This window comes from Niastella sp. OAS944, assembly GCA_024809215.1.
Lineage (GTDB): Bacteria > Bacteroidota > Bacteroidia > Chitinophagales > Chitinophagaceae > Niastella.
Genome location: JANUBW010000009.1, coordinates 421129 through 443980 on the forward strand (window position 1 = coordinate 421129; position 22852 = coordinate 443980).

Annotated in this window: 17 protein-coding genes; 8 read left to right on the forward strand and 9 right to left on the reverse strand. The window is 44.1% G+C overall.

All coding sequences use genetic code 11. The features are described from left to right. Window position 1 precedes the first annotated feature (1 nt). From GGD38_RS29945 to GGD38_RS29960, 4 genes are all read left to right on the forward strand, one after another. Window positions 2-421, forward strand: a complete 420-nt coding sequence (locus tag GGD38_RS29945; protein WP_375302573.1) for a hypothetical protein — start codon at window positions 2-4, stop codon at window positions 419-421. Between the two features lie 29 nt (window positions 422-450). Next, window positions 451-1002 (forward strand): YceI family protein, encoded by a 552-nt coding sequence (locus GGD38_RS29950; RefSeq protein ID WP_375302572.1) that lies wholly within the window; start codon window positions 451-453, stop codon window positions 1000-1002. Window positions 1003-1018: 16 nt separating this feature from the next. Next, window positions 1019-1903 (forward strand): DUF5777 family beta-barrel protein, encoded by an 885-nt coding sequence (locus GGD38_RS29955; protein ID WP_375302571.1) that lies wholly within the window; start codon window positions 1019-1021, stop codon window positions 1901-1903. Window positions 1904-1982: 79 nt separating this feature from the next. Continuing rightward, window positions 1983-4151, forward strand: coding sequence for a TonB-dependent receptor domain-containing protein (locus tag GGD38_RS29960; protein ID WP_375302570.1), 2169 nt, complete (start codon window positions 1983-1985; stop codon window positions 4149-4151). Window positions 4152-4200: 49 nt separating this feature from the next. On the opposite strand, the gene GGD38_RS29965 is transcribed toward GGD38_RS29960, so the two are convergent. The 4 genes from GGD38_RS29965 to GGD38_RS29980 form a co-directional block, all read right to left on the reverse strand. Further along, complete coding sequence (locus GGD38_RS29965; RefSeq protein WP_375302569.1) at window positions 4201-5391, reverse strand: efflux RND transporter periplasmic adaptor subunit; 1191 nt, start codon at window positions 5389-5391, stop codon at window positions 4201-4203. 7 nt (window positions 5392-5398) lie between these two features. Beyond that, window positions 5399-9736 carry a CusA/CzcA family heavy metal efflux RND transporter gene (locus tag GGD38_RS29970; RefSeq protein WP_375302568.1) on the reverse strand — a complete coding sequence of 1446 codons (4338 nt, stop codon included), beginning with the start codon at window positions 9734-9736 and terminating at the stop codon, window positions 5399-5401. 100 nt (window positions 9737-9836) lie between these two features. After that, window positions 9837-10160, reverse strand: coding sequence for a DUF6660 family protein (locus tag GGD38_RS29975; protein ID WP_375302567.1), 324 nt, complete (start codon window positions 10158-10160; stop codon window positions 9837-9839). An 80-nt stretch (window positions 10161-10240) separates the two neighbouring features. Continuing rightward, the gene (locus GGD38_RS29980) at window positions 10241-11581 is read right to left on the reverse strand and encodes a voltage-gated chloride channel family protein (protein ID WP_375302566.1); all 1341 of its coding nucleotides are present in this window, start codon (window positions 11579-11581) and stop codon (window positions 10241-10243) included. 126 nt (window positions 11582-11707) lie between these two features. On the opposite strand from GGD38_RS29980, the gene chrA reads away from it, so the two are divergent. After that, window positions 11708-12832, forward strand: coding sequence for a chromate efflux transporter (gene chrA, locus GGD38_RS29985; protein ID WP_375302565.1), 1125 nt, complete (start codon window positions 11708-11710; stop codon window positions 12830-12832). Window positions 12833-12835: 3 nt separating this feature from the next. On the opposite strand, the gene GGD38_RS29990 is transcribed toward chrA, so the two are convergent. Together GGD38_RS29990 and GGD38_RS29995 are read right to left on the reverse strand one after the other, a co-directional pair. Next, a complete protein-coding gene (locus tag GGD38_RS29990) occupies window positions 12836-15199 on the reverse strand; it encodes an ABC transporter permease (protein ID WP_375302564.1) in 2364 nt (787 codons plus the stop codon). Between the two features lie 288 nt (window positions 15200-15487). Then, complete coding sequence (locus tag GGD38_RS29995; RefSeq protein WP_375302563.1) at window positions 15488-15934, reverse strand: GNAT family N-acetyltransferase; 447 nt, start codon at window positions 15932-15934, stop codon at window positions 15488-15490. A gap of 97 nt (window positions 15935-16031) precedes the next feature. On the opposite strand from GGD38_RS29995, the gene GGD38_RS30000 reads away from it, so the two are divergent. After that, the gene (locus GGD38_RS30000) at window positions 16032-17444 is read left to right on the forward strand and encodes a PLP-dependent aminotransferase family protein (RefSeq protein WP_375302562.1); all 1413 of its coding nucleotides are present in this window, start codon (window positions 16032-16034) and stop codon (window positions 17442-17444) included. A 145-nt stretch (window positions 17445-17589) separates the two neighbouring features. Here GGD38_RS30000 and GGD38_RS30005 read toward each other — a convergent pair whose 3' ends face one another. Next, entirely contained in the window at window positions 17590-18549 is a 960-nt protein-coding gene (locus GGD38_RS30005) for a glycoside hydrolase family 5 protein (RefSeq protein WP_375302561.1), read from the reverse strand. Window positions 18550-18688: 139 nt separating this feature from the next. Beyond that, window positions 18689-19105 (reverse strand): secondary thiamine-phosphate synthase enzyme YjbQ, encoded by a 417-nt coding sequence (locus GGD38_RS30010; RefSeq protein WP_375303741.1) that lies wholly within the window; start codon window positions 19103-19105, stop codon window positions 18689-18691. Window positions 19106-19167: 62 nt separating this feature from the next. Between GGD38_RS30010 and GGD38_RS30015 the strand changes: the two genes are divergently transcribed. Continuing rightward, a complete protein-coding gene (locus GGD38_RS30015; protein WP_375302560.1) occupies window positions 19168-19794 on the forward strand; it encodes a trimeric intracellular cation channel family protein in 627 nt (208 codons plus the stop codon). Between the two features lie 2 nt (window positions 19795-19796). Here the strand turns inward: GGD38_RS30015 and GGD38_RS30020 are convergent, their stop codons facing one another. Next, the gene (locus GGD38_RS30020; protein ID WP_375302559.1) at window positions 19797-20747 is read right to left on the reverse strand and encodes a hypothetical protein; all 951 of its coding nucleotides are present in this window, start codon (window positions 20745-20747) and stop codon (window positions 19797-19799) included. 357 nt (window positions 20748-21104) lie between these two features. Between GGD38_RS30020 and GGD38_RS30025 the strand changes: the two genes are divergently transcribed. Beyond that, window positions 21105-22205, forward strand: a complete 1101-nt coding sequence (locus GGD38_RS30025; protein ID WP_375302558.1) for a Gfo/Idh/MocA family protein — start codon at window positions 21105-21107, stop codon at window positions 22203-22205. The last annotated feature ends 647 nt before the right edge of the window (window positions 22206-22852 follow it).

Sequence of the window (22852 nt, forward strand, 5' to 3'; positions counted from 1 at the left end):
TATGCGTTCATGGAAGAAAATAATAGCAGCGTTGCTGATTCTGGCCCTGGCAGGCGGAAGCTATGGATGGTACCAGTATCAAAAGGCGCCACCCGATATCAGAAAAGAAAAAGGCGGCATTGAAATAACAGCTATTGACCTGTTAAAAGAATTTCAGCAGAACGAAACGGCTTCCAATACGAAATACGTTGACAAAGTATTGGTTGTAACCGGAATGGTAACCGAAGTGCAAACCGATAGCAGCGGACAGTCCACGGTATACCTGCAAACCAACGACCTGCTTTCGGCTGTTACCTGCAGCTTTTACCAGAATGATGAAAGCATTAATAAAGTAAAGGCTGGTTCACCTGCACGTATAAAAGGCGTATGTACCGGCATGTTATCAGATGTAGTATTAAACAAATGCAGTTTGGCCGAATAAGACTGTTTATAAAATTAAAAATCTATTCTATGAAGCAAATGCTTATAATTATTGGTTCGTTTGTTCTCTCTCTTCCGGTTTTTTCACAGAAAAGATATTTTACAAAAACCGGACAAATAAATTTTGCTGCGGGCACAGCTGCAGAAGATATTGATGGTATTAATAAAGCGGCTACCAGTGTTTTTGATGCAACCACGGGGCAAATTGAGTTTGCCGTGTTGGTGAAGGGTTTTGAATTTAAAAGAGCCCTGATGCAGGAGCACTTTAATGAAAATTATATGGAAAGCGATAAGTTTCCCAAGTCGATATTCAAAGGCAAAATTGTGAATATTGATAAAGTGAATTTTCAGAAAGATGGTAGTTACCCCGTTACAGTTAAAGGTGTGTTAGATATGCATGGTGTAAAAAAAGAAGTGGAAACAACCGGCGCATTAAAAGTGACCGGTGAAGCCGTGCAGTCAGATGCTTCATTTACTGTGTTGCTGGCCGATTATAAAATTGCCATACCCTCACTGGTAAAAGATAAAATTTCCCCATCAGTTACCATTAAAGTAAACTGCCATTATAATGTGCTTAAGTAAAACTAATTATTTAAACATGCAGAAGTTTTTGTTCGCGCTGTTATTGGTAACTGCTTCACAAATTGGGTATGCGCAGGATGAACTGCTTTCACTGGTTGATAAAGATGAAACCACAAAGCCTGAGCGGGTTACCAATGCTTTTAAATCTTCGCGGGTTATAAACGGGCATTCCATGGAATTCCTGGGCAAGGGTGTACTTGATTTTCGTATTCTGCATCGCTTTGGTGATGTTAGTACGGGTATAAGTAACCTGTTCGGGCTCGATCAGGCAAGTATGCGTATTGGTTTGGATTATGGGCTGCTGAACAATTTAACAATAGGTTTTGGCCGCAGTAATGTGGGTAAAGAACTTGATGGATTTATTAAATTCTGCCCCGTATGGCAAACTACTGGCCCGGGTTCTTTTCCATTTTCTATTGTGCTGGTAAGTGGTGTTACGCTTACAACACAGCCCTGGGCCGATACTACCCGTAAGAATTATTTCAGCAGCCGCATGGCCTTTTACAATGAACTGATATTGGGCCGTAAGTTCAGCGAACGCTTTAGTTTACAGCTGAGCCCGGTATTTGTTCACAGGAACCTGGTTGAACAGGCTTCAGAGGAAAACGATGTATATGCACTCGGGATAGGCGCCCGGTTCAAATTAACAAAGCGCATAGCCTTTGTGGCGGATTATCATTACATCGCAAAAGGACTTGATAAGGATATTTATAAAGATCCTTTGTCGGTTGGCTTTGATATTGAAACCGGCGGCCACGTGTTTCAGTTGCATTTTTCCAATGCCACCGGTATGAACGAAAAGGCCTTTATAACAAATACCACCGGCGACTGGGGAAAAGGGGAAGTGCGTTTTGGATTTAATTTATCGCGGGTATTTACAGTTGCCAGGTCACGGCGTTAAACAAACAGTCATAGTTTTAGCCCCGGAAGCCTTATTAAAGTTTTCGGGGCTTTTTGTTATCTTTCGGGCCTTTTTTATAATGAAATATATCATTCTTATAGCCGCTTTGCTTTGCACTTCACTGGTACAGGCGCAGCAGGTACAAAAGCTATTTATAAAAGACGCCGCTACAAAAGCACCATTGCAGGGCGCTACCATACTGGTTAAAAGCACTGGTGCTTCCTTTGTTTCCGATAGTACAGGCGCTATTGAATTAACAGGTATTCCTGCTGGGGCACAAATGCTCATAGTTAGTTATACAGGATTTGAGACCCACGAGCAGGTTGTGCATTTTCCGCTGAGTAAAACAATAGAAATATTACTTGAGCCTGCAGATGATGAGCTGGCTGAAGTACAGGTTACTGCTACCCGCAGCAGTCGCAGCATTAACGACATTCCTACCCGTATTGAAACCATTACTGCCGGCGAACTACACGAAAAAGCAGTTATGCAACCGGGTAACATCCGTATGCTGCTTACAGAAAGCACAGGTATTCAAACGCAACAAACGTCTGCAGTGTCTGGCAGCGCCGGTATTCGTATTCAGGGGTTGGATGGAAGATATACGCTGATGCTGAAAGACGGCTTCCCTTTATACAGCGGCTTTTCGGGTGGGCTCAGTATTTTACAAATACCACCGCTCGATCTGAAACGCGTGGAAGTTATTAAGGGGTCCTCTTCTACATTATATGGCGGTGGCGCCATTGCCGGACTGGTAAACCTGGTTACGAAGGAACCCACTGACAAACGCGAATTGTCGATGCTGGCCAATGTTAACCAAACAGGGGCGCTTGACCTGAATGCTTACTATGGGCAAAAGTTTGGCAGGCTGGGGCTTACTTTGTTTGCAACCCGTAATTCTCAGGCTGCTTATAATAATAATCATGATGAGTTTTCGGATATTCCACACTTTACCCGCTATACCGTTAACCCAAAAGTATTTTATTATCCCAATGCTTCCACTACCATTAGCCTTGGTGTAAATACCAGTTTTGAGGACCGGCTGGGTGGCGATATGCAGGTAATAAAGCACCATGCAGATAGTATGCATAGCTATTTTGAAAAGAACAAAACCGACCGGTATGCTACCCAGTTCAAACTGGAGAAAAGGTTTGAAAATAAGGCAGTGCTGACGCTTAAGAACAGTTTCGGTTATTTTAACCGGGCCATTGAATTACCTGATTATCTTTTTTCAGGCAAACAAAATGCATCGTTTTCTGAGCTCAATTTTCTGTTGCCAAAAGACAAGGCAGAATGGGTGGCGGGGCTCAGCTTTGTAACCGATAAATTCAAACAAACCAACGCTACACAAAATCCGCTGGATTATGATCTTGTTACCAGCGGTGTTTTTGTGCAGAATAACTGGAAACCGGCAGAAATGTTTGTGCTTGAATCGGGGCTGCGCATTGATCATACTAACCAACATGATCTATTTGTATTGCCGCGTATTTCGGCCATGTATAAATTCAACAGGCATTTTACCAGCAGAGTAGGTTGGGGATTAGGGTACAAGGCGCCCAATATTTTTTCGGAAGAGGCAGAAGAAAAGAGCTTTCGAAACATACAGCCGCTTGCCCAATCAGTTACTACAAAAACCGAACGTTCGAATGGGTTTAATGTAGATGTAAATTATAAAGGCCGCCTTACAGATGAAGTTAGTATCAGCATCAATCAATTGTTCTTTTATACAGGGTTAAAAGATCCATTGTTGCTCGATACGCTGCCGCAGACCAATGGAAATTATGCTTTTTATAATGCAAATGGATCTCTTACTGCCAAAGGTTTTGAGACCAATGTTCGATTGGCGTACCATGAATGGTCTATGTATATTGGTTATACTTATACCAATGTGCAAAGAGATTTTACAAGAGGGGGGGCGGTTAATCCGCTTACTGCCAAACACCGCATCAATTGTAACCTAATGTATGAAGAGGAAGATAAATGGCGTATTGCTTATGAGTTGTTCTATACAGGGCGCCAGCAATTGACCAATGGTGAAAGCGTAAGGGATTATTGGGTAATGGGCGTTTCGGGCGAAAGAAAATTCAGACATGTTAGCGTGTTCCTGAATTTTGAGAACTTTCTCGATACGCGACAGTCGCGTTGGGAGCCCATGTACACCGGTTCAATACAACAGCCCGATTTTAGGGAGATCTATACGCCTATAGATGGTTTTATTTTTAATGGCGGGTTTAGAGTAATATTGTAATTAAAAGTGTGCCCCGATGCATCGGGGCACACCTGCCTTACTATTATTGTTAATGCTCATGTTCACCCTCACCGGTATTCACCATTTTCGCCTGTACAAAAAATGCGCCTTTGGTAACGATCTTTGTATTGGGTGCAATATTCTTCAATAAGGTAACCTGGGTATAACCTACATCGGTTGTGCCTTTTGCTACCGGTATTTTTTCGAAGACGGTTTCACCGGCATGTGCTTCCTGTTTTTCGCTTACTGCAAAAATGAAATCCTGTCCCTGCATGGTAACAATGGCATCTGTAGGAACGGCCGGTGCGGTAATATTTTCAAGGCTTATTAAAGCGGTGATATTCATACCGTCTATCAATCCCTGTTTGTCGCCCTTTACCAGCGCATGTACACTCACTGCTTTACTTTCATCTTCGAATGAAGAGCCCAGGGAATAGATCTGTGCATCATATTCTTTGCCGGGGTTATTGGTGAGTGTAAAATGGATGGTTTGATTTTCTTTTAGCTTCGACAGGTCTTTTTCATAAACAAACAGGTCGAGGTGAAGCTGGCTGTTATCAACCAGATCGAGTATGGGTGTGTTGGTATCAACATAACTGCCTATTTTAACAGTAACGTTACTTACCACTCCGTTTATAGGGCTCATTACAGGTATCACTGAAATTAAATGGGTGCCACTTAGTTTTGCCGGGCTTATTCCCATTAAGCGAAGCTGTTCTTCCAACGAAACCTTTCGCGTTTGCATGGTGCGCAGGTTGCTTTCGGCGGCCTGTAAGTTCTTTAACGCGCCGGCATTACCCTGTATGAGTTCCTGTTGCCGGGTAACTTCCTGCTGGGCGAGTGTGATCTTAGGTGTAAGTGATAAATATTCTTCCTGCGTAATAATGAATTGCGGATTACCTACAGTGGCAATCACCTGTCCTTTAGTGACCGTGTTACCCGGTTGAACAAGTAATGTTTTTATAACGCCCGGATATACAGAATTGATTTGTGCTTTGTTTTGATTGGGCACTCGCAGTACGCCATTTGCTTTTAATGATGCTGTGAGTTGTTTCTGTTCAATAGTGCCAATTTCTACGCCAATACTTTTCATTTGCGCCTCAGTGAGCTCTACGGCGCCTTCTGCATGTTCTTCCTTTGCTGCTTCCGCAGGTTTCTCTTCCATATTAGCGTCATTGCCGCAGGAGTAAAACCCAAGGCTGAGAGTTGCTGCTATTATTATTGCGGATATTTTTTTCATTATTATTCTACTGGTTTATAAAGTAATTGTATTCAATAACAGCCTGGTTATAGGCATTGAGGTTGTCGAGGTAATTGCGCTGAATATCTATGGCCTGGGTAATGAACTGCGATAACTCGGCAAAACCAATTTCGCCCGACCGGTAAGCCAGCGTGGCTGCCTTAATTATAGTTTTTGCCTGTTCCAAACCCGATTGTTCGTAATAAGTAAGCAGGCTCATATTTCTTTCCACGGCTTTCTGTGCCTGTATTTGTTGCGTATTGAACAATTGCTTCTCCAGGTCAAATTGTTTTTGCTGCACCTGCATTTCTGCCTGGGCGGCCTTTACTTTATTCTTATATGCCCCGCTGCCAAAAATGGGGATGGCGGCTGCTACCGAAAAACCACTGAAGGGATCGCTAAGCCCGTATAACCGTTGCGTAAAGAACCGGCCCGAAAAATCGGGTTTGTTCTCATTTTTTACAACCGATACGCCTGCGCCCGCAATATGTATATTTTGTTGTTGCAAAACCAGGGCCGGGTGTAATGAGTCGGCTGTAAACTGTTTATACGGTAATTTTTCCAGGGGAATGTCGGCGGCTAAGAACGTGGAATCGGTGTTCAACAATTGCATCAGCATATTTTGTTGTACACTTATGTCTATGGCAATTTGCTCCAGGTTGGCATGCGCTTCGCGCGAACGGGCGCTGGCGGCAATGCTATCGAGCCCCGGTGAGTCGCCCGCCTTAACTTTTACTTTGGCAGCGCTTTCCAGCGATCGGTAAATACTGTCGAGCCGTTGAAAGAGCTGCATCCTGTCTTGCAAATACCATAATTGGTAGTAAGCGCTCCGCACCTGTTTTTTTAGATCGGCCTCAATAAGGGAAGTATTTAAATTGTAATACTTCAGTTGCTCGCTATACAAATTTCGCTGCGCCTTGTACAAGCCGGGCCAGGCAATACTTTGTGTTACGCCAATTTTAAGAATGCCTTTATTATCACTGGGGCGCATGTCTTCGTTTTCGGCAAACACTCCTGTTTTAGGAAGCGCACCGGCAGTTTTCGTTTGCGCCTGTCCTTTAAGTATCTGTTGCCTGTTTAATTCGAATTGCAGATTGTGCCCTGCGGCATCGAGCGCCTGCTGAATGGTGAACCTTGGTGCTTTAACCGGCTCTTGCGCTTTTGTTTTACCACATAGCAGCGATAATGCAATGACAAGAATTGGTGCCGGAGCAACAGGTTTCATGGTTTGTTTTTTTCTGCCTGAAAAGATCAGGTATAACAGCGGTAAAACAATCAGGGTAAGAAAGGTAGCCGTTATAAGCCCGCCAATGACAACGGTGGCCAGTGGTTTTTGTACTTCGGCCCCGGCGCTGGTTGATAAGGCCATAGGAATAAAACCCAGTGAAGCTACGGTGGCTGTCATAAGCACCGGTCGTAACCGTTCCCGCGTTCCACGGCGAATTCGTTCAAAGATGTTGGTTACCCCTTCTTTTTCCAAATGGTTGAAAGTGCTTATTAATACAATACCATTTAGTACGGCCACGCCAAACAAGGCAATAAAGCCAACGCCGGCCGAAATACTAAAGGGCATTCCGCGCAGCACCAGGGCAAATACGCCGCCAATAGCGCTCATGGGAATGGCTGTATATATAAGCGTTGCTTCTTTTAGCGAACCAAAGGTGAGGTAAAGCAGCAGAAAGATCAATCCTAACGCAATAGGAACGGCTATTTTAAGCCGGGCAGTTGCCTGTTGCAGGTTCTCAAAGGTTCCGCCATATATATAGTAATAACCGGTAGGCAACAGGTGCGCCGCGGTAAGTTTGGTTTGAATATCTTCTACAACACTTGCTACATCGCGGCCGGTTACATTAAAGCCTATCACTATTCTTCTTTTTCCTTCTTCGCGGCTGATCTGCGCCGGTCCTTCTTTAAATGAAATAGTGGCCAGCTGCGATAGGGGCAGTTGCGTACCATTGGGCAGTGCCACATATAAATTGCTCACATCATCAATAGACGTTCTGCTGGCGCTATCGAGCCGAACAACCAGGTCGAACCGGCGTTCGTTCTCAAATACCACACCGGCGGTTTTACCGGCAAAAGCAGTGCTTATTGCATTGTTCAGGTCGTCGATGCTCATGCCATAAGCTGCAATTTTTGCACGGTCATACTGGACCGAAATTTGTGGCAGGCCGGTTGTTTGTTCTATTTGCGGGGCCGTTGCGCCGTTTACCGTTTGCACCACCCTGGCTATTTTAGGCGCCAGCATGGCCAGGGTATCAATATTTTCACCAAATACTTTAATGGCTACATCCTGGCGAACACCGGTCATAAGTTCATTAAAGCGCATTTGAATGGGTTGGTTGTATTCGAAGAAAACACCGGGTATAACTTCAAGCGCCTCCAGTATTTGTTGGGCCAGCTCATTGTAATTCTTCTTCTTTGGCCATTCTTTCTTTGGTTTTAAAACAATTACAAGGTCGCTGGCCTCGGGGGGCATGGGATCGGTAGGTACTTCGGCTGAACCAGTTTTGCCTACTACCATCTTTACCTCGGGAAATGTTTTAACAATACGGCTGGCCTGCATGGATGTTTCAATGCTTTGCGATAGGGAAGTGCCCTGTGGCAGAATGCAATGGAATGCATAATCGCCTTCCTGCAGCTGGGGTATAAATTCACCGCCTAACCGCGCAAAAACAAAAAGGGTAATGGCAAAAATAGCCACCGTTGCTATTATTACCGCTTTTCGAAATTTGAGCGCCCATTCAAGCAATGGCGCATAGCCACGTTGAAAGAAGGCCATCATTCTGTCGGAAAGGTTCGGTTTGTGCGTGCTATTTTTAGGTAACAGCAAAGCCGACATCATAGGTATATAGGTGAGCGATAAAATGAGCGCACCAAAAATGGCAAAGCTTACGGTTTGCGCCATGGGGCGGAACATTTTCCCTTCTATACCTATAAGGCTTAAGATAGGTATGTAAACAATGAGGATGATGATCTCACCAAAGGCCGCGCTGCTGCGGATCTTCGAGGCAGAAACAAATACTTCTTCATCCATTTGGGCCTGGGTAAGCCGTTCCCTGCTTTGGCGCAGCGCCAGGTGATGTAAAGTAGCTTCCACAATGATCACCGCGCCATCTACTATCAATCCAAAATCGATAGCGCCTAAACTCATCAAATTCGCGCTAACGCCAAAAGCGTTCATACAACCTAATGCGAAAAGCATGGCCAGTGGTATGGCGGATGCTACGATAAGGCCCGCCCTGAGATTGCCTAGGAATAACACCAACACAAAGATCACGATGAGCGCTCCTTCTATCAGGTTCGTTTTTACAGTACTTACTGCCCTGTCTACAAGGTCTGTTCTGTCGAGAAATGGTTCAATGACCACATCGGCCGGGAGCGACTTTTGTATGGTGGCCATTTTGGCTTTTACCCTGTTTACCACCGCGGCGCTGTTGGCGCCTTTGAGCATCATTACAATACCGCCTACTACTTCTTCCTGTCCATTATAGGTTACTGATCCGTATCTAACTGCACTGCCTAACTGTATATTGGCAACATCGCGCATCAGCACCGGAATGCCATTTACGTTTTTAACAACAATATTCTTTATATCGTCAAGGGATGTAACCAACCCGATACCGCGAATAAAATAGGCATTGGGTTTTTTATCAATATAAGCGCCGCCGGTATTGGCATTGTTCTTTTCAAGGGCGGTAAAGATCTCGGTCATGGTTACATTCATACCTTTGAGCCGGTAGGGGTTAACGGCTACTTCGTATTGTTTAAGCAAGCCGCCAAAGCTGTTCACTTCGGCCACGCCTTCGGTGCCGTATAATTGCCGGGCTACTATCCAGTCCTGCATAGTGCGTAGGTCCATAGCCGTGTATTTATGTTCCGCTCCTTTTTTGGGTACCAGTATGTATTGATAGATCTCACCCAGGCCGGTACTTACAGGGGCCAGTTCCGGTGATCCTATTCCTTTAGGGATCGCCTCTTCCGCTTCTTTCAACTTTTCGTTTATAAGCTGACGCGCGAAATAGATATCAACATCATCGTCAAACACCACCGTGATCACCGAAAGCCCAAAGCGCGATATAGATCGCATCTCGTGCAAGCCGGGCAAATTGGCAAGACTTTGTTCAATGGGGTAGGTAACCAGTTGTTCGGTTTCCTGGGCCGCCAGGGTAGGGGTAAGGGTAATTATCTGTACCTGGTTATTGGTAATATCGGGCACTGCGTCAACCGGCAGTTTGGTAGCGCTCCAAATACCCCATATAATGAGGGCGAGCGTAAAGATGCCAATGACGAGTTTGTTCTTTATAGAAAAAGAAATGATCTTATTAAGCATAGTTAATAGCATTCGTACGGCACATATGTTTGCCGGCCGTTTATGGTAAGGTAATAGTCAGGCTACGCTAAGTCGAACGATTTGCGTACGCTACAATAATGTAAATAGTAACTTATGCTATAAGCTGTGGCGGTTGCCAAATGGGAAGAGAAATGTCGAGCAGCTGGTCGGTGTAAACGGAGGCAAGAACAGGATGAACCCTGTCAACAATTGTTTCAACCACAATTGAAGGCGAAGGCATGGGTGCTACCGAACAGCAGCTGCAGATACACAATGGCGAACAGCTGTCATCGTCATGGTCATTTGAATCATTGTGTGAGCCGGGGAGTTCAACAGCAGCCTTTGCGTCTTTGGGGGCACAGGCAACAGCATCTCTGCACGGAATAAAATTCAGTGCAAATAAGAGAATGGTGAGAAAGATGGCTGTTACCTTCATTGCTTGCAAAATTAATTCAAAAACGCAGCCGGCAAAGGGCTATTATATCAACGACGTTGCAATTACAAAGTCCATGATAATTAAAGTATTCGTTTATCTCTTATTTGTTTTAACGTTTTATTAGTGAGCTGGTCATCGTTTGGGTTTTTCGACTGGCCAACACGTTGGGAAAGATAAATGCCTGAATGACCACTGAAATAATAGGCCGTAAAACAGGCAATGGCATAGTACAGTATGTAGTGCCCGCCAAATAATTCTACCCCCATAATGGTACAGGCAATGGGCGTATTGGTGGCCCCGGCAAAAACGGCTATAAAGCCCAATGCCGCCATCAATTCAACCGGCGCACCGGTAAGCATGGCAATGGTATTTCCCAGCGCCGCCCCAATGAAAAACAAGGGGGTTACTTCGCCGCCTTTAAAACCCATGCCTAAGGTGATGGCTGTAAATAGTAATTTCCAAAACCAGCTAAAGTATCCGGCGCCGCCTTCTTTAAACGAACTAACAATGGAAACGCCATCGGCATTCGGATTGGTTACGCCCAAACCCAGGTAGTCTCTTGTTTGCAGGGCAAAGGTCAATGCTATAATGATGAAGCCGCCTATTACCGGAATAAGCCATTTGGTTTTAATAAACCGGTTGCTGTAATTTTTTATGGTATGCGACAATTCCGCAAATAAATAACCGGCCAAACCAAAACAAACGCCGGCTATAATTACTTTACCTAACAGCAACAGATCAAAATGCAGGAATGAGAACGTATTGGTTACAGCTTCGTTTACTGAAATGTGATAGGCTGTATGGTGAATGCCGTATGCGCTACAGGTAACATCGGCCAGTACGCTGGCAATGAAGCAGGGCATAAGGGCATTATAACTCATTCGGCCAATGGCCAGCACCTCCAATGCGAATACGGCGCCGGTAACCGGTGTGCCGAATACGGCGCCAAACCCCGCTGCAATGCCACACATAAGCAAAATGCGGGTATCCTGTTTATTTAATTGTAACCAGCGGCCAATAAGGCCGGCCATGCTGCCGCCAATTTGTACGGCTGTTCCCTCGCGCCCTGCCGAACCACCGAAAAGATGGGTGATAATAGTGGTTGCCAACACCAGCGGCGCCATTCTTGCCGGTACACCACCGCCGGGCTCATGAATTTCATCCATGATGAGGTTATTACCGGCTTCAGCATTTTTACCAAGGTATTTATACAAAAAATAGATCAATACACCGGCAGCAGGTAATAAGAACAACAGCCAGCCATTGTGCCACCGCAGCTCAGTTACTTTATCGAGCAACCATAAAAAAAGGGCTACCAGTGAGCCTGCAATAAACGCAACAGGGATGGTGAGTAAAGTCCAGCGAAGGAGGTGTTTTGTAATGGAAATGTGTTCGAAGCTGTTTTTTAACTTGTTTATCATCCTGCAAAATCAAAGTTAAAGCTTTTTATTTAAGGGATGTATCATTAATAGTTCATTAGAAAAGGTAGGCACGCATTGTTGTGCTTGGGTTTTACTTTAGTTTGGCATATTCGAATGTATTGAAGTATGGGTAAGGCAGAAAGGTTAAAGGAAATTGCATGGAGTAGTCTGAAGTTGGGCACCATTGGTTTTGGCGGCATTGCCGGTATGGTTTCTACCATTGAGAACGAAATGGTGGAAAAACGTAAGTGGATCGATCACCAGCATTTTATGGATGTGCTTAGCACTTCTTATATTATACCAGGCCCCAACGCGGTTGAAATTATTATGCACTGCGGTAAAGAACGTGGTGGCCGGGCGGGACTGGTATTAGCCGGGGTTTGTTATATTTTTCCGGCCATGGTCATTTGCCTGGCCTTGGGTTATTTTTATCAGAAGTATAGTGCATTGCCCAATGTACAGGACTTTATCTTCGGTTTGCGACCGGCCACTACAGCGCTGATTATTGCTACCGTGTTCAGGCTTGCTGCTTCTACCCTGAAAAATAAGACCACGCTCATCATTTTATGCCTGCTTGTATTTGCTGCTTCCCTGGCAGGGGTAAACGAAGTATTGCTGATACTGGCTGCCGGGTTGTTGAACTACGTAATAAGTGTAAGCAAACAGAAAATACCTTTTTTTACCGGGTTATTATATGCGCCCATACTGCTGCAGATAAATACGCGGTTTCAAAATGAAAAGTTGTTCTTTATCTTTCTTAAAATTGGGGCCATATTGTACGGCAGCGGGTTTGTGTTGTTTGCTTATATGGATGAATCTTTAGTGCGGCATAATCACTGGCTCAGCCGTCAACAATTAACAGATGCCATTGCGGTGGGACAAATAACACCCGGTCCCATATTATCGAGCGCCACCTTTGCCGGTTATCTTATCAATGGCATGCCCGGTGGTGTGCTGGCAACAGTTGGCATTTTTCTGCCCGCTTTTTTTATTTCCTTCTTTTTACATAAACTGGTTTCGGGGGCCCGCAAAAGTCAGCGGTTGCGCGTATTTCTCGATGGGCTTAGCGCCGCATCAATATCTGTTATTGCTGTAGTTGGTTTACATCTTGTAATGGAAACAGTTGCCAACTGGCGTGGTTCGCTTATTTTGGCCGGCTGTTTGGGGCTTACGCTTGCGTACAAAAAGATCAGTTCTTTTTACATTATTTTATTAGGCAGTATTGCGGGTTTTCTTTTACTCAAATTATAATGTTTAATCTGTTTTCAATGCCTTTACCGGGTTTGCCCGCGCCGCTTTTATGGTTTGTGAGGCAATGGTAAGTGCTGCTATTACAAACGAAACAATGATGGCTATAATAAAGATGCCTGCGCTGATATCTATATGATAGGCGAAGTTTTGCAACCAGCTGTGCATGGCGTAAAACGACAAAGGCGCCGACACCAAAAAGGCAATTAGTATAAGCCAGATAAATTCTTTCGAGAACAGGTATATAATACTTGCCAACGGCGCTCCCAATACTTTGCGAATACTCATTTCTTTGGTGCGTTGAATGGTGGCAAAAGAGATGAGTCCATATAAGCCTAAACAGCCAATAAGAATGGCAATACCCGCAAACAATCGGAATGCGGTATATAGTTTTTGTTCCTGCCGGTAAAAGCCGGCAATATGTTCGTCGAGAAATTCATAAGTGAACATTTCCTCGGGGGCCATGGAGAGCCATAGTTTTTCAATGGCCCGCATGGTTTGCGCCATAGCAGTTGGTTGCAGTGTTACACTTGTTCTAAAAAATCGTTTGCTAAAATAATCAATGATACAGGGTCTTCTTGCTTTGTGTTTCGATTCGCTTTGAAAATCTTTTACCACACCGGCTATGGTCACCATTTCGCCTGCACCTTTAAACCGAACGCCAATGGCCTGCTCGGGTTGCTGTATACCCAGCTTGTGGATCAATGCTTCATTTACCATCACCTGGTGCAGGGTGTCATTATCGGATTTTTTATTGATCTTTTGTCCGGCCAGCAGGGTAATGCCAAACATATCCATGTAATGCTCATCAATAAATTTTAATTCAGTTACATCATCTTTATCAATGCCGCGGTCGGGGGCGCTGAACGGCGCCCAGCTACTGCTAAAGCTGGGCTCGCCCGATGATAAGGTAACGGCTTTTACACCAGGAATATCCTTTAATTGCTGCTGAAAAGCTTCCCGTTTTTTGCCATCGGGAACAAAGAAAGAAACAATGGCATCTTTCTTAAAACCCAGATCGCGATTGGTAAAGAAATCCATTTGGTAGGCAACCACCAGGGTGCCAATAATGAGTACCTGCGATATAACAAACTGTACAACTACTAAGCTTCTTCGTAACGAAAAGCCACGCACAACAGGCGCCTTCATATTTTTAAATGCCGTTACCGGGTTAAAGGCCGATTGAACAAAGGCAGGGTATAAACCGGCTATCAATATCAACCCAACGGTTACCAGTGCAATAAATAAGATCACTTGTGGATCGAGCAGGGCTGCAGGGCCAATTCTTAGTTCAAGCATATTTACCGCTTTGGCCAGGAACAATGCTGCAGCAGCTATTCCAAGCAGCATTGCCAGTAATACCAGTATGGTGGTTTCGCCCAGGAACTGACGCACCAGTTGAAAGCGGTAAGCGCCCAGTACTTTTCGTACGCCTACTTCCTTTGCCCGTTTTATTGCCTGCGCTGTGGAAAGGTTAATGAAATTAATAGCGGCGATAAGCAGTATCAGCAGGCCAATGGCGCCCAGCGACCAATAGGTTTCTTTTGATACGGTTGGCATTTCACTGCTGTGCAGGTAACGGGTATCGTAATGAATTTCGCGCAGGGGTTGCAGCGGAAGCCTTGCCTCTTTGGCTAATTCCTTTCCCCAATGCCTGGTAATGAAAGCAGGCACCTGCGCCTGCAACTTTTTTATATCAAAGTTTTCGGGTGCAGCAAAATAAGTAAAGCCACCCATGATGTCATAAAATTCTAACTGACCGGGTTTTATTTCGTTTCTTACCGTTTCAAATGATACCAGGAAATCGAATGGTAAATGCGTATTGGGCGGCGGGTCTTTTATAATGCCGGTTACAAACAGATCGTAATGGTTATTGAGCTTCATCACCTTGCCCATGGCTTCGCCGTTAACAAAGTATTTGCGGGCCATGCTTTCCGTTAGTACAATTGAGTTGGGGGTCGATAAGGCGTTTTTTTTATCGCCTGCCAGCCATTGGTGATCGAACACATTCATGAAGTGCTCGTCAACAAAACAGTAGCCGCCTTTTTCATTAATTCGTTTATCGCCTACTTTTATTACACCTTCAGCATGGCGCCATACCTGGGTCACTTCCAGTTCAGGATAATCTGCCCGTAATGCCGGCGTTATGGCCATCGATACACTGGGGTTGAAATCAATGGCATTCAACGTTACCCGCCAAATGCGATCGGCTTTCTGATGGTACTTATCAAAGCTCAATTCATTACGCACCACCAAAAAAATGATGATGCTGGTGGCAATGCCCAGTGTAAGCCCTAATATGTTCAATAAAGCATAGCTAAAATGCCGGCGAATATTGCGCAATGCGATGGTAAAGAAACTACTGATCATGAAAGGTTTACTTTATGATTTATAGAATGGCTGTTTAATCCCTTAAACAATATGCCATTCTTTAAACCAACTGAAAACCATTACGAAGGATATTCATACTAATATGAGATGTTCGTTTATGATACAGTGATTGTACGGTTCCAGTTGCCGGATACCGGTTACCGGTTACCAGGTGCCGGTTTCCCGGGTTGTTACTTTTTCTTTCATAGGTTTACGTTGCAGGTTACAAGTTGCAGGTTGCAGGGAATACAGTTTCGCAGGGTAACTCCTCGTCAACACGTCAACCAGTTAACTCGTTAACTCACCAACATACTCCAAATGCACCGTAGGATTATTGATCTCCATAATGATAGAAGGATTCGCCAAATCCTTAAACTGAAACTGCCTGTACAAAGTGTGCGCATCGCGGGTGCCCAGCATTTTTCTTCTCAGGCGTTTACTCCAGGGTTGATCCAAAATATACGACAGCATTTTCTTGGCAACGCCCTTGCCCTGGTAACCGGGTAATACAAAAAAGTCGGCAAACCAGCCAAAGGTGTAGTAGTCGGTGATCACCCTGCCAAAGCCTACCTGTTTACCATCGATAAAGGCACCTACACAAAATGAGTTGGTCAGTGAATTATCAACAAACGTATACGAAATGCCTTTTGCCCAATAAGAGTCTTCACTTAAATAGCGATGGATGGTTTCTACATCCATATTCTCTTTGCCCGATCTGATAATTACGGCTGACATATTTGTTCGTTTTAATAAAACAAAATTAGTTTTGCGTGTTCAATAAACACAGTCCCAGTTTTGTGTATTTTTATGGACACAGTTATCTTTTTTCATTATGAAGAACGATTTTTTGTACGTTGAGATCTCGAACAACATCGCCGGTCTTATCAGGAATGAAGTGTTAAAAGCAGGTGACCGGTTACCTTCGGTACGTATGTTATGCCAGGAGCATGGCATAAGTATGAACACAGCTAAAAGAATTTTCCTGGAGCTGGAGGCGCAATCGCTGATCGAAAGCAAACCGCAATCGGGCTATTTTGTAAGCCAGCTATCGCGCCGTCAATTAGCGTTGCCCGATGTAAGTAAACCTTCAATAGCAGGCAGTAGTAAGGAGCCCGATGACTTGATAAAGAAGGTATATGGGAATATGGGCCGCAATGATATTACCCATTTGTCAATTGGTGTGCCTTCAAAAGAATTATTACCCATTGCCAAGCTGAACAAAGAAATAATGCAAGCCACCCGGCAGCTAAAGGCCAGCGGTACGGAGTATGAACAAATACAGGGTAATGAGCATTTACGGCGAATGATAGCAGCCCGGTCTATCACCTGGGGTGGAAACCTGCGTGAGAACGATCTTATTACTACGGCTGGTGGTATGAACGCCTTATCGTTTTGTATGATGGCGTTGGGAAAACCGGGCGATACCATTGCTATGGAAAGTCCCTGTTACCCCGGTAGTTTACAGCTGGCCGTGAGCCTGGGGTTTAAAGTACTTGAATTACCAACGCATCCGGTAACCGGCATCGAGCTCGATGCATTAAAGAAGGTGGTCCATAAAATAGATCTCTGTTTGCTGGTGCCCAATTTCAATACCCCGTTGGGCAGTTTTATGCCCGACGAAAATAAAAAAGAAGTAGTGAAGCTGTTGGCAAAACATGGGGTGCCGCTGATAGAAGATGATATTTATGGCGATCTGTATTTTGGCGCGCAGCGCCCCAAATGTTGTAAGGCATTTGATAAAGAAGGAATGGTGTTATGGTGCAGTTCCGTTTCAAAAACCCTGGCGCCCGGTTACCGAGTAGGGTGGGTGGCGCCGGGTAAATTTAAAGACCAGGTGTTGAAGCTAAAATGGGTGCATGCCATTTCCTCATCAACCATCAATAATGAGGCGGTGGCCAACTTTTTAAAAAGCGGGCGATATGATACGCATCTTCGCAAAATGCGGCAGACCTTACAAAGCAATTACCAGCATTGTATAAGCGCCATTGGCGACCATTTTCCGGCCGATACAAAAATTAGCCGCCCGCAGGGCGGACTGGCCGCCTGGATAGAATTCAATAAAAAGATAAATACAGCGGAGTTGTACGACCGGGCCATTAAACAAAAAATAAGTATTTCGCCGGGCAGGTTATATACCCTGCAAAATCAGTTTGAAAATTGCATGCGGTTCTCGCTGGGTTTGTATTGGACAGATGAGTTAAGGCTGAAAATGAAAATATTGGGTGGAATGGTGGCGAGAATGTAGAATACAGCTGTAAGCCTTAAGCTGCAAGCAAATACAGAATACAGCCTAAAGGTTAAAGCCAAAAGCTTAAAGCAAATACAAAATACAGCTTTGCGCGCGGCAACTCAAAACTCAAAACTCAAAACTCAAAACTCAAAACTCAAAACTATTTCACTCCATTATATTTTCTGATAAGTTCCCTCGTTTTAACCCCCGATGGTTTCAAATCGCTGATCTTCCATTTACCGGTTGATGAAGCCGTTGGTAACAATACCGAACAGGTTTCATCTTTGTCACTTACCGACCAGGTGATCCAGCTGATCTTGTTTTGCTCGGCCCAGTTGATCCATTCATGCCAGGAGGTTTCGTTTAGCGGTCCATTGCCTGTCGCTTCCATACCGGCCGATTCGGAAATAAAAATGGGTAATCCTTTTTTAAGTGCGTAGTCGCCTCTGTCGCGTAAGGGCTGTTTGTGCGTGGCCGCATAAAAGTGAAGCGTATACATCAGGTTGTTATAACCTTTTATAGGGTCATCGGCTACCAGGTGAATATCCTGGTCCCAATGAGGTGAACCAACAAGAATCACATTATCGGGGTCAATGGCCCTGATGGTTTTAATCAGTTCAATGGAATAAGCTTTTACATCGGCCCAGTTTTGTTTATCGTCGGGCTCATTAAAGATCTCGTAAATAATGTTGGGGTGTTTGCCGTATTCCTTTGCTATTTCGGTAAAGAATTGCTGCGCCTCTTTTTGTTTTATTGTATGGCTATGCCAGTCAACTATTACGTAAATACCTTCTTTAATAGCGGCATCAATAACGGCCTTTGTAGTTGCTTTCGACCAGTCGGGTTTGTTTAGGTAACCATTGTCGGGCTCAACACCCATGGCTGCACGCACTACAGTGCAGCCCCAATCGCTTTTAAGCCAGCTTACCGTGCCGGCGTTATAAAATCGAGGCCACCAGTTATGCCAGCCAAAACTCATTCCGCGTAATACTACAGGTTTTCCTTTTTCATTAACAAGGTTCAGGCCCTTCACCTGTAAGCGGCCGTTCTCTTTGACCGGCTGTGCGAAGCTAATAGCAAATGCAAACAACAACAGGGTTGTTGAAAAGGTCTTTCTCATACGGCAAACTTTGATGCTATAAGTTGCTATAAAAAATTGAAAAACGAACAGTCAAGGCAATAAAAGCGGAGGAATGGTTAAAATAACAACAGTTTTGGATTTTTTTATTTGGTTCCTGGAGCTTGGGATTTGGTATTTTTCATTGTCCCCAGGCGGTGATCACCAGCGATCTTCCGCCGCCATGGTCGCGGTGCTCGCATAAGTATATACCCTGCCAGGTGCCCAGGGCCAGTTCGCCTCTGCGGATGGGGATCATTACACTACAGCCGAGCATCGATGCTTTTAGGTGGGCCGGCATATCGTCGTCGCCTTCATAGTCGTGTTTATAATCAGGGTCTCGTTCCTTTACAATTTTATTGAAGAACATTTCAAAATCCTGCCGAACGGTGGGGTCGGCATTTTCATTGATGGTAAGCGATGCCGAGGTATGCTGTATAAACACCTGGCAAAAGCCCGTTCTTATATTGGCCATTTCGGGCAGTGCCCGTATCACTTCTCTTGTTATTAAATGAAAACCTCTTGGTTTGGCAGGCAGTGTTATCTGTTGCTGGTAAATGTTCATACTGCAAATTTAGTTTACAAGTTAACAAGTTAGGTTCTTCTGTATATATTTACCATATGAAAGCAGAGCTGCTTAGCCTCATCGATATCCTGGGAACAGTAACCTTCGCCATCTCGGGCGTGTTTGCTGCCATGCAAAAAAAGCTCGATCTTTTTGGCATCCTTATCATTGCTTTTATTACAGCCATAGGCGGGGGAACCTTGCGCGATATGTTGATTGGCGACCTGCCCGTTAGCTGGATGCGCAGTGTTAAAGTTCCGCTTATTATTCTTGTTAGCGCAATCTGTGCAGTACTATTAAGAAAATTCATTCATAACTTTCAGCAGACCCTGTTTATTTTCGATTCGCTGGGGCTGGGCCTATTTTCGGTGCTGGGTATACAAAAAGGAATAATGTTTGGGTTTAGTCCGGGTATTTGTATTGCCATAGGCACCATCAGCGGTTGCTTTGGCGGGGTAATAAGAGATATTCTGCTCAACAATATTCCATTGATCTTTAGAAAAGAAGTGTATGCTACCGCCTGTATTTTGGGCGGATTGGTTTATTTCCTGTTGTTAAAACTACATTTCAACAAGAACTGGTTAGATGTGGTGGTGATGGTGCTGGTGTTTTTGATCAGGTTTTTATCTGTTCGGTACAGATGGCGTATTCCCAGTATTTATAACGATAAAAATGAAATTTAGGCTTACTGCATTAACAGCTTTAACCTAAAAAGCCCCGAAGTGCCATTGTCGTTATCAGCTACGGCTATACAGGTAATTGTTTCCCCTTGTTTACTGACTATATCAATTGATTCCAGCTTTTCTTTGGCTATGGCGCCCTGTTTGTTTCTCAGCAGATGGCTGGCTGTTACTTTTTTTTCTTTTAGTGAATACACGCCAACAAAACTGCCCAGTATGGGGCCGTCTTTTACCCAGTCGGGCGTATCTTCAACTGATGCGGTAAATAACAGGTGTGTATCGTCGATGGTGCAAATGCCCGAAAGCGTGGCTTCTTTGCCTTCAATTTGCGGCAGGTTGGCTTTATGAAAGTCAATGGCCGGCATAGGGGCGCCTGCAAACAGCAAATAATGCATTAATGAATCGGTATGAAGGCTGATGAGTAAATTACTGCCCCGGTTGCAAATGATCAATGAATCGCCTACTGTTGTAGAACCTTCTATATTCCATTGCGTGCTATCGGTACCAGTTAGCCGTTGCAGTTCCTCATAAAATGGCTGAACCGAAATCAGCTGCTGATCGGCGGTATCATTTATATTCAATAGTAAAACACTATCGCGGTAAGGTTGCAGGGTGCCGCTGCCAAAGGCCAGCAGGTATTGCTTATTGTTGTAGGTAATGAGATTGGCGCATTCAAGATCGTGTTTTATGGGTTTGGGCAACCGGTATTCATCTGTTGGAAAGCCTTTAAGCGGAATTTTTTGTTGTTCGTAGCTGGTAAGGTTGAGCCGGTAAACGCTGGTGGCGTCATCGCCAACAAGCCAGGCTGTATCGTTCACAATAACGATGCCCGATGCGGAGGGGATGCTGTTTAACAGCTTTTCTTCTTCAATTATAAGCATTTGAGTGGGTTGTTTTCCCCCGCAACCGGCGGTAAGGAAGGTGATTATGGTAAATATATGAAGATAGCTTTTCATGTGCTTCCAGGAAGTTGTTTTTTAAATATATACCTTAATCAAAAATGTTACCAGGATGGTTGCAGGTTGCAGGTTTCAGGTTGCAGGGTTCATGAAAACAGGCTTTGTCTTATTTTTTGCTGTTACCAGTTACCAGGTACCTGTTGCCGGGAAATACAGGTGCCGGTTACCAGTTACCAGTTAAAGCCAGTAGCGAACCCTGTAATAAAAGCCCTGCAACCTGTAACTTGTAACCTGTAACGGCTTCAAACATGAAGAATTGTTCCCGTTATAACCATTAACCTAAAAAGTGTTAACTTCAATACGATCAACAACCAATAGTGTTTCATTATTATAAACCTGTAAAATTATGTTACAATGAACACTGTTTCACGCAGACGAGTAATTAAAACCATTGCTGCCGGCAGCGGCATTATGCTGCTTTCGCCCAAAACAATTTTTAGTGCTAAAAGCCTGTATAAAGATAAGCTGGGTATTGCCCTGGTAGGGTTGGGGTATTATAGTACCGATCTGTTGGCACCGGCATTACAACAAACCAAACATTGCTACCTGGCAGGTATTGTTACCGGCACCCCGGCCAAGGCCGAAACCTGGAAGAAGAAGTATAACATACCCGACAAGAATATTTATAACTATCAAAACTTCGATACCATAGCTAATAACCCCGATATAGATGTGGTATATGTTGTATTACCACCATCGATGCACAAGGAGTATGTGATAAGGGCTGCCAATGCGGGTAAACATGTGTGGTGCGAAAAACCCATGGCCATGACCGAGGTAGAATGCAAGGCTATGATTGATGCCTGTAAGCAGAATAAAAGATCGTTGGCCATTGGTTACCGGTTGCATCATGAACCCAATACGCAGGCCTGGCGAAAGATCATAAAGGAAAAGCAATTGGGTAAAGTAACCAAGGTGAACTGCGCCGCCGCGTACCGCGATAACCGTACCGATCACTGGAAACAGAAAAAGGAGATGGGTGGCGGTGTGTTGTACGATATGGGCGTGTATGCCATACAGGGGGCACGCCTGGGTACCAATATGGAACCCGTGGCCATTGTATCGGCACAAACCTCCACTACCCGGCCAGAGATCTATAAGAACGGGCTCGATGAAACAACGGTGGCCACACTTGAATTTCCGGGTGGGGTAATGGCCGATATAAAGACCAGCTTTGGCGAAAATGTAAACTTCATTAATATCAATTGCGAAAAAGGTGACATAAAGGTGCAGCCCTATTCGGCCTATAATGGGCAAAAGGGGAGCAGTCCGCTGGGTACTATTGAACATCCTTATAATGTACCCTTTCAACAGGCCACGCAAATGGATGACGATGCATTGAGCATTATGCAAAAGAAACCTATGCTGGTACCCGGTGAAGAGGGTTTGCGTGATATCAGGATCGTGGAGGCTATTTATAAAGCTGCTGCAACAAGGCAGCGGGTGGTATTATAAAAGTGAGATCGTTTTAAAGTAATTTACAAACCCCGCAAGTGCGGGGTTTTTGGTTTGAGATGAAATTCTTGAAAAATAAATTATTTTATTGGTTGAATAAATCAATTTTAGAGCATTTAGGCTTTGGACAAGGCCAGATAGTTACTAATTCGAGAGAGTTAAGGTACTTTTTTATAAAAAAGATTACTGCGCACAAAAGTTAGTTTTAGATCGATGGATTACAACTTTAAAAAGTTGTCTTATAAGTTCGTTTCCATCTTTTCAATATCAATTTTTGAAAAGTCAGATTGTAAAGATGGCCTTTTAGTATAAAACGGTAGTTATTAGTCTTAAAAAGGAATATTTAGAATAAAATAGGTACTAGTTAGTTTAGAAAATGAAAAAGTTAGATTGAAATGAGGGCTCGTTAGATTGAAATGAGAAAAGTTAGATTGAAAATGCTACGTAGATTGTTTTTTCCATTCTAAACTTAATTTCAGAAAAAAATAATCTACGTAACAATAATTATAACTTATAATCGGTAAAAACAAATTATAAGCTCCGCATTTTAACGAGAGTGTAAAATATTATGTGTAAATAGGAAGTAACAGTATTAGAGTCGGCATCTGTGTTCAAAGATAGTTAAGAATTGATGCAGAATAAACCCC

Coding starts and splice junctions, on each gene's coding strand:
- GGD38_RS29970 (WP_375302568.1), bottom strand. CDS start 9,736: ATGCTATTAACTATGCTTAATAAGATCATTTCTTTTTCTATAAAGAAC.
- GGD38_RS30025 (WP_375302558.1), top strand. CDS start 21,105: ATGAACACTGTTTCACGCAGACGAGTAATTAAAACCATTGCTGCCGGC.
- GGD38_RS30000 (WP_375302562.1), top strand. CDS start 16,032: ATGAAGAACGATTTTTTGTACGTTGAGATCTCGAACAACATCGCCGGT.
- GGD38_RS29975 (WP_375302567.1), bottom strand. CDS start 10,160: ATGAAGGTAACAGCCATCTTTCTCACCATTCTCTTATTTGCACTGAAT.
- GGD38_RS29950 (WP_375302572.1), top strand. CDS start 451: ATGAAGCAAATGCTTATAATTATTGGTTCGTTTGTTCTCTCTCTTCCG.
- GGD38_RS29960 (WP_375302570.1), top strand. CDS start 1,983: ATGAAATATATCATTCTTATAGCCGCTTTGCTTTGCACTTCACTGGTA.
- GGD38_RS30020 (WP_375302559.1), bottom strand. CDS start 20,747: ATGAAAAGCTATCTTCATATATTTACCATAATCACCTTCCTTACCGCC.
- GGD38_RS29990 (WP_375302564.1), bottom strand. CDS start 15,199: ATGATCAGTAGTTTCTTTACCATCGCATTGCGCAATATTCGCCGGCAT.
- GGD38_RS30015 (WP_375302560.1), top strand. CDS start 19,168: ATGAAAGCAGAGCTGCTTAGCCTCATCGATATCCTGGGAACAGTAACC.
- GGD38_RS29980 (WP_375302566.1), bottom strand. CDS start 11,581: ATGATAAACAAGTTAAAAAACAGCTTCGAACACATTTCCATTACAAAA.
- GGD38_RS29965 (WP_375302569.1), bottom strand. CDS start 5,391: ATGAAAAAAATATCCGCAATAATAATAGCAGCAACTCTCAGCCTTGGG.
- GGD38_RS29955 (WP_375302571.1), top strand. CDS start 1,019: ATGCAGAAGTTTTTGTTCGCGCTGTTATTGGTAACTGCTTCACAAATT.
- GGD38_RS29945 (WP_375302573.1), top strand. CDS start 2: ATGCGTTCATGGAAGAAAATAATAGCAGCGTTGCTGATTCTGGCCCTG.
- GGD38_RS30005 (WP_375302561.1), bottom strand. CDS start 18,549: ATGAGAAAGACCTTTTCAACAACCCTGTTGTTGTTTGCATTTGCTATT.
- chrA (WP_375302565.1), top strand. CDS start 11,708: ATGGGTAAGGCAGAAAGGTTAAAGGAAATTGCATGGAGTAGTCTGAAG.
- GGD38_RS29995 (WP_375302563.1), bottom strand. CDS start 15,934: ATGTCAGCCGTAATTATCAGATCGGGCAAAGAGAATATGGATGTAGAA.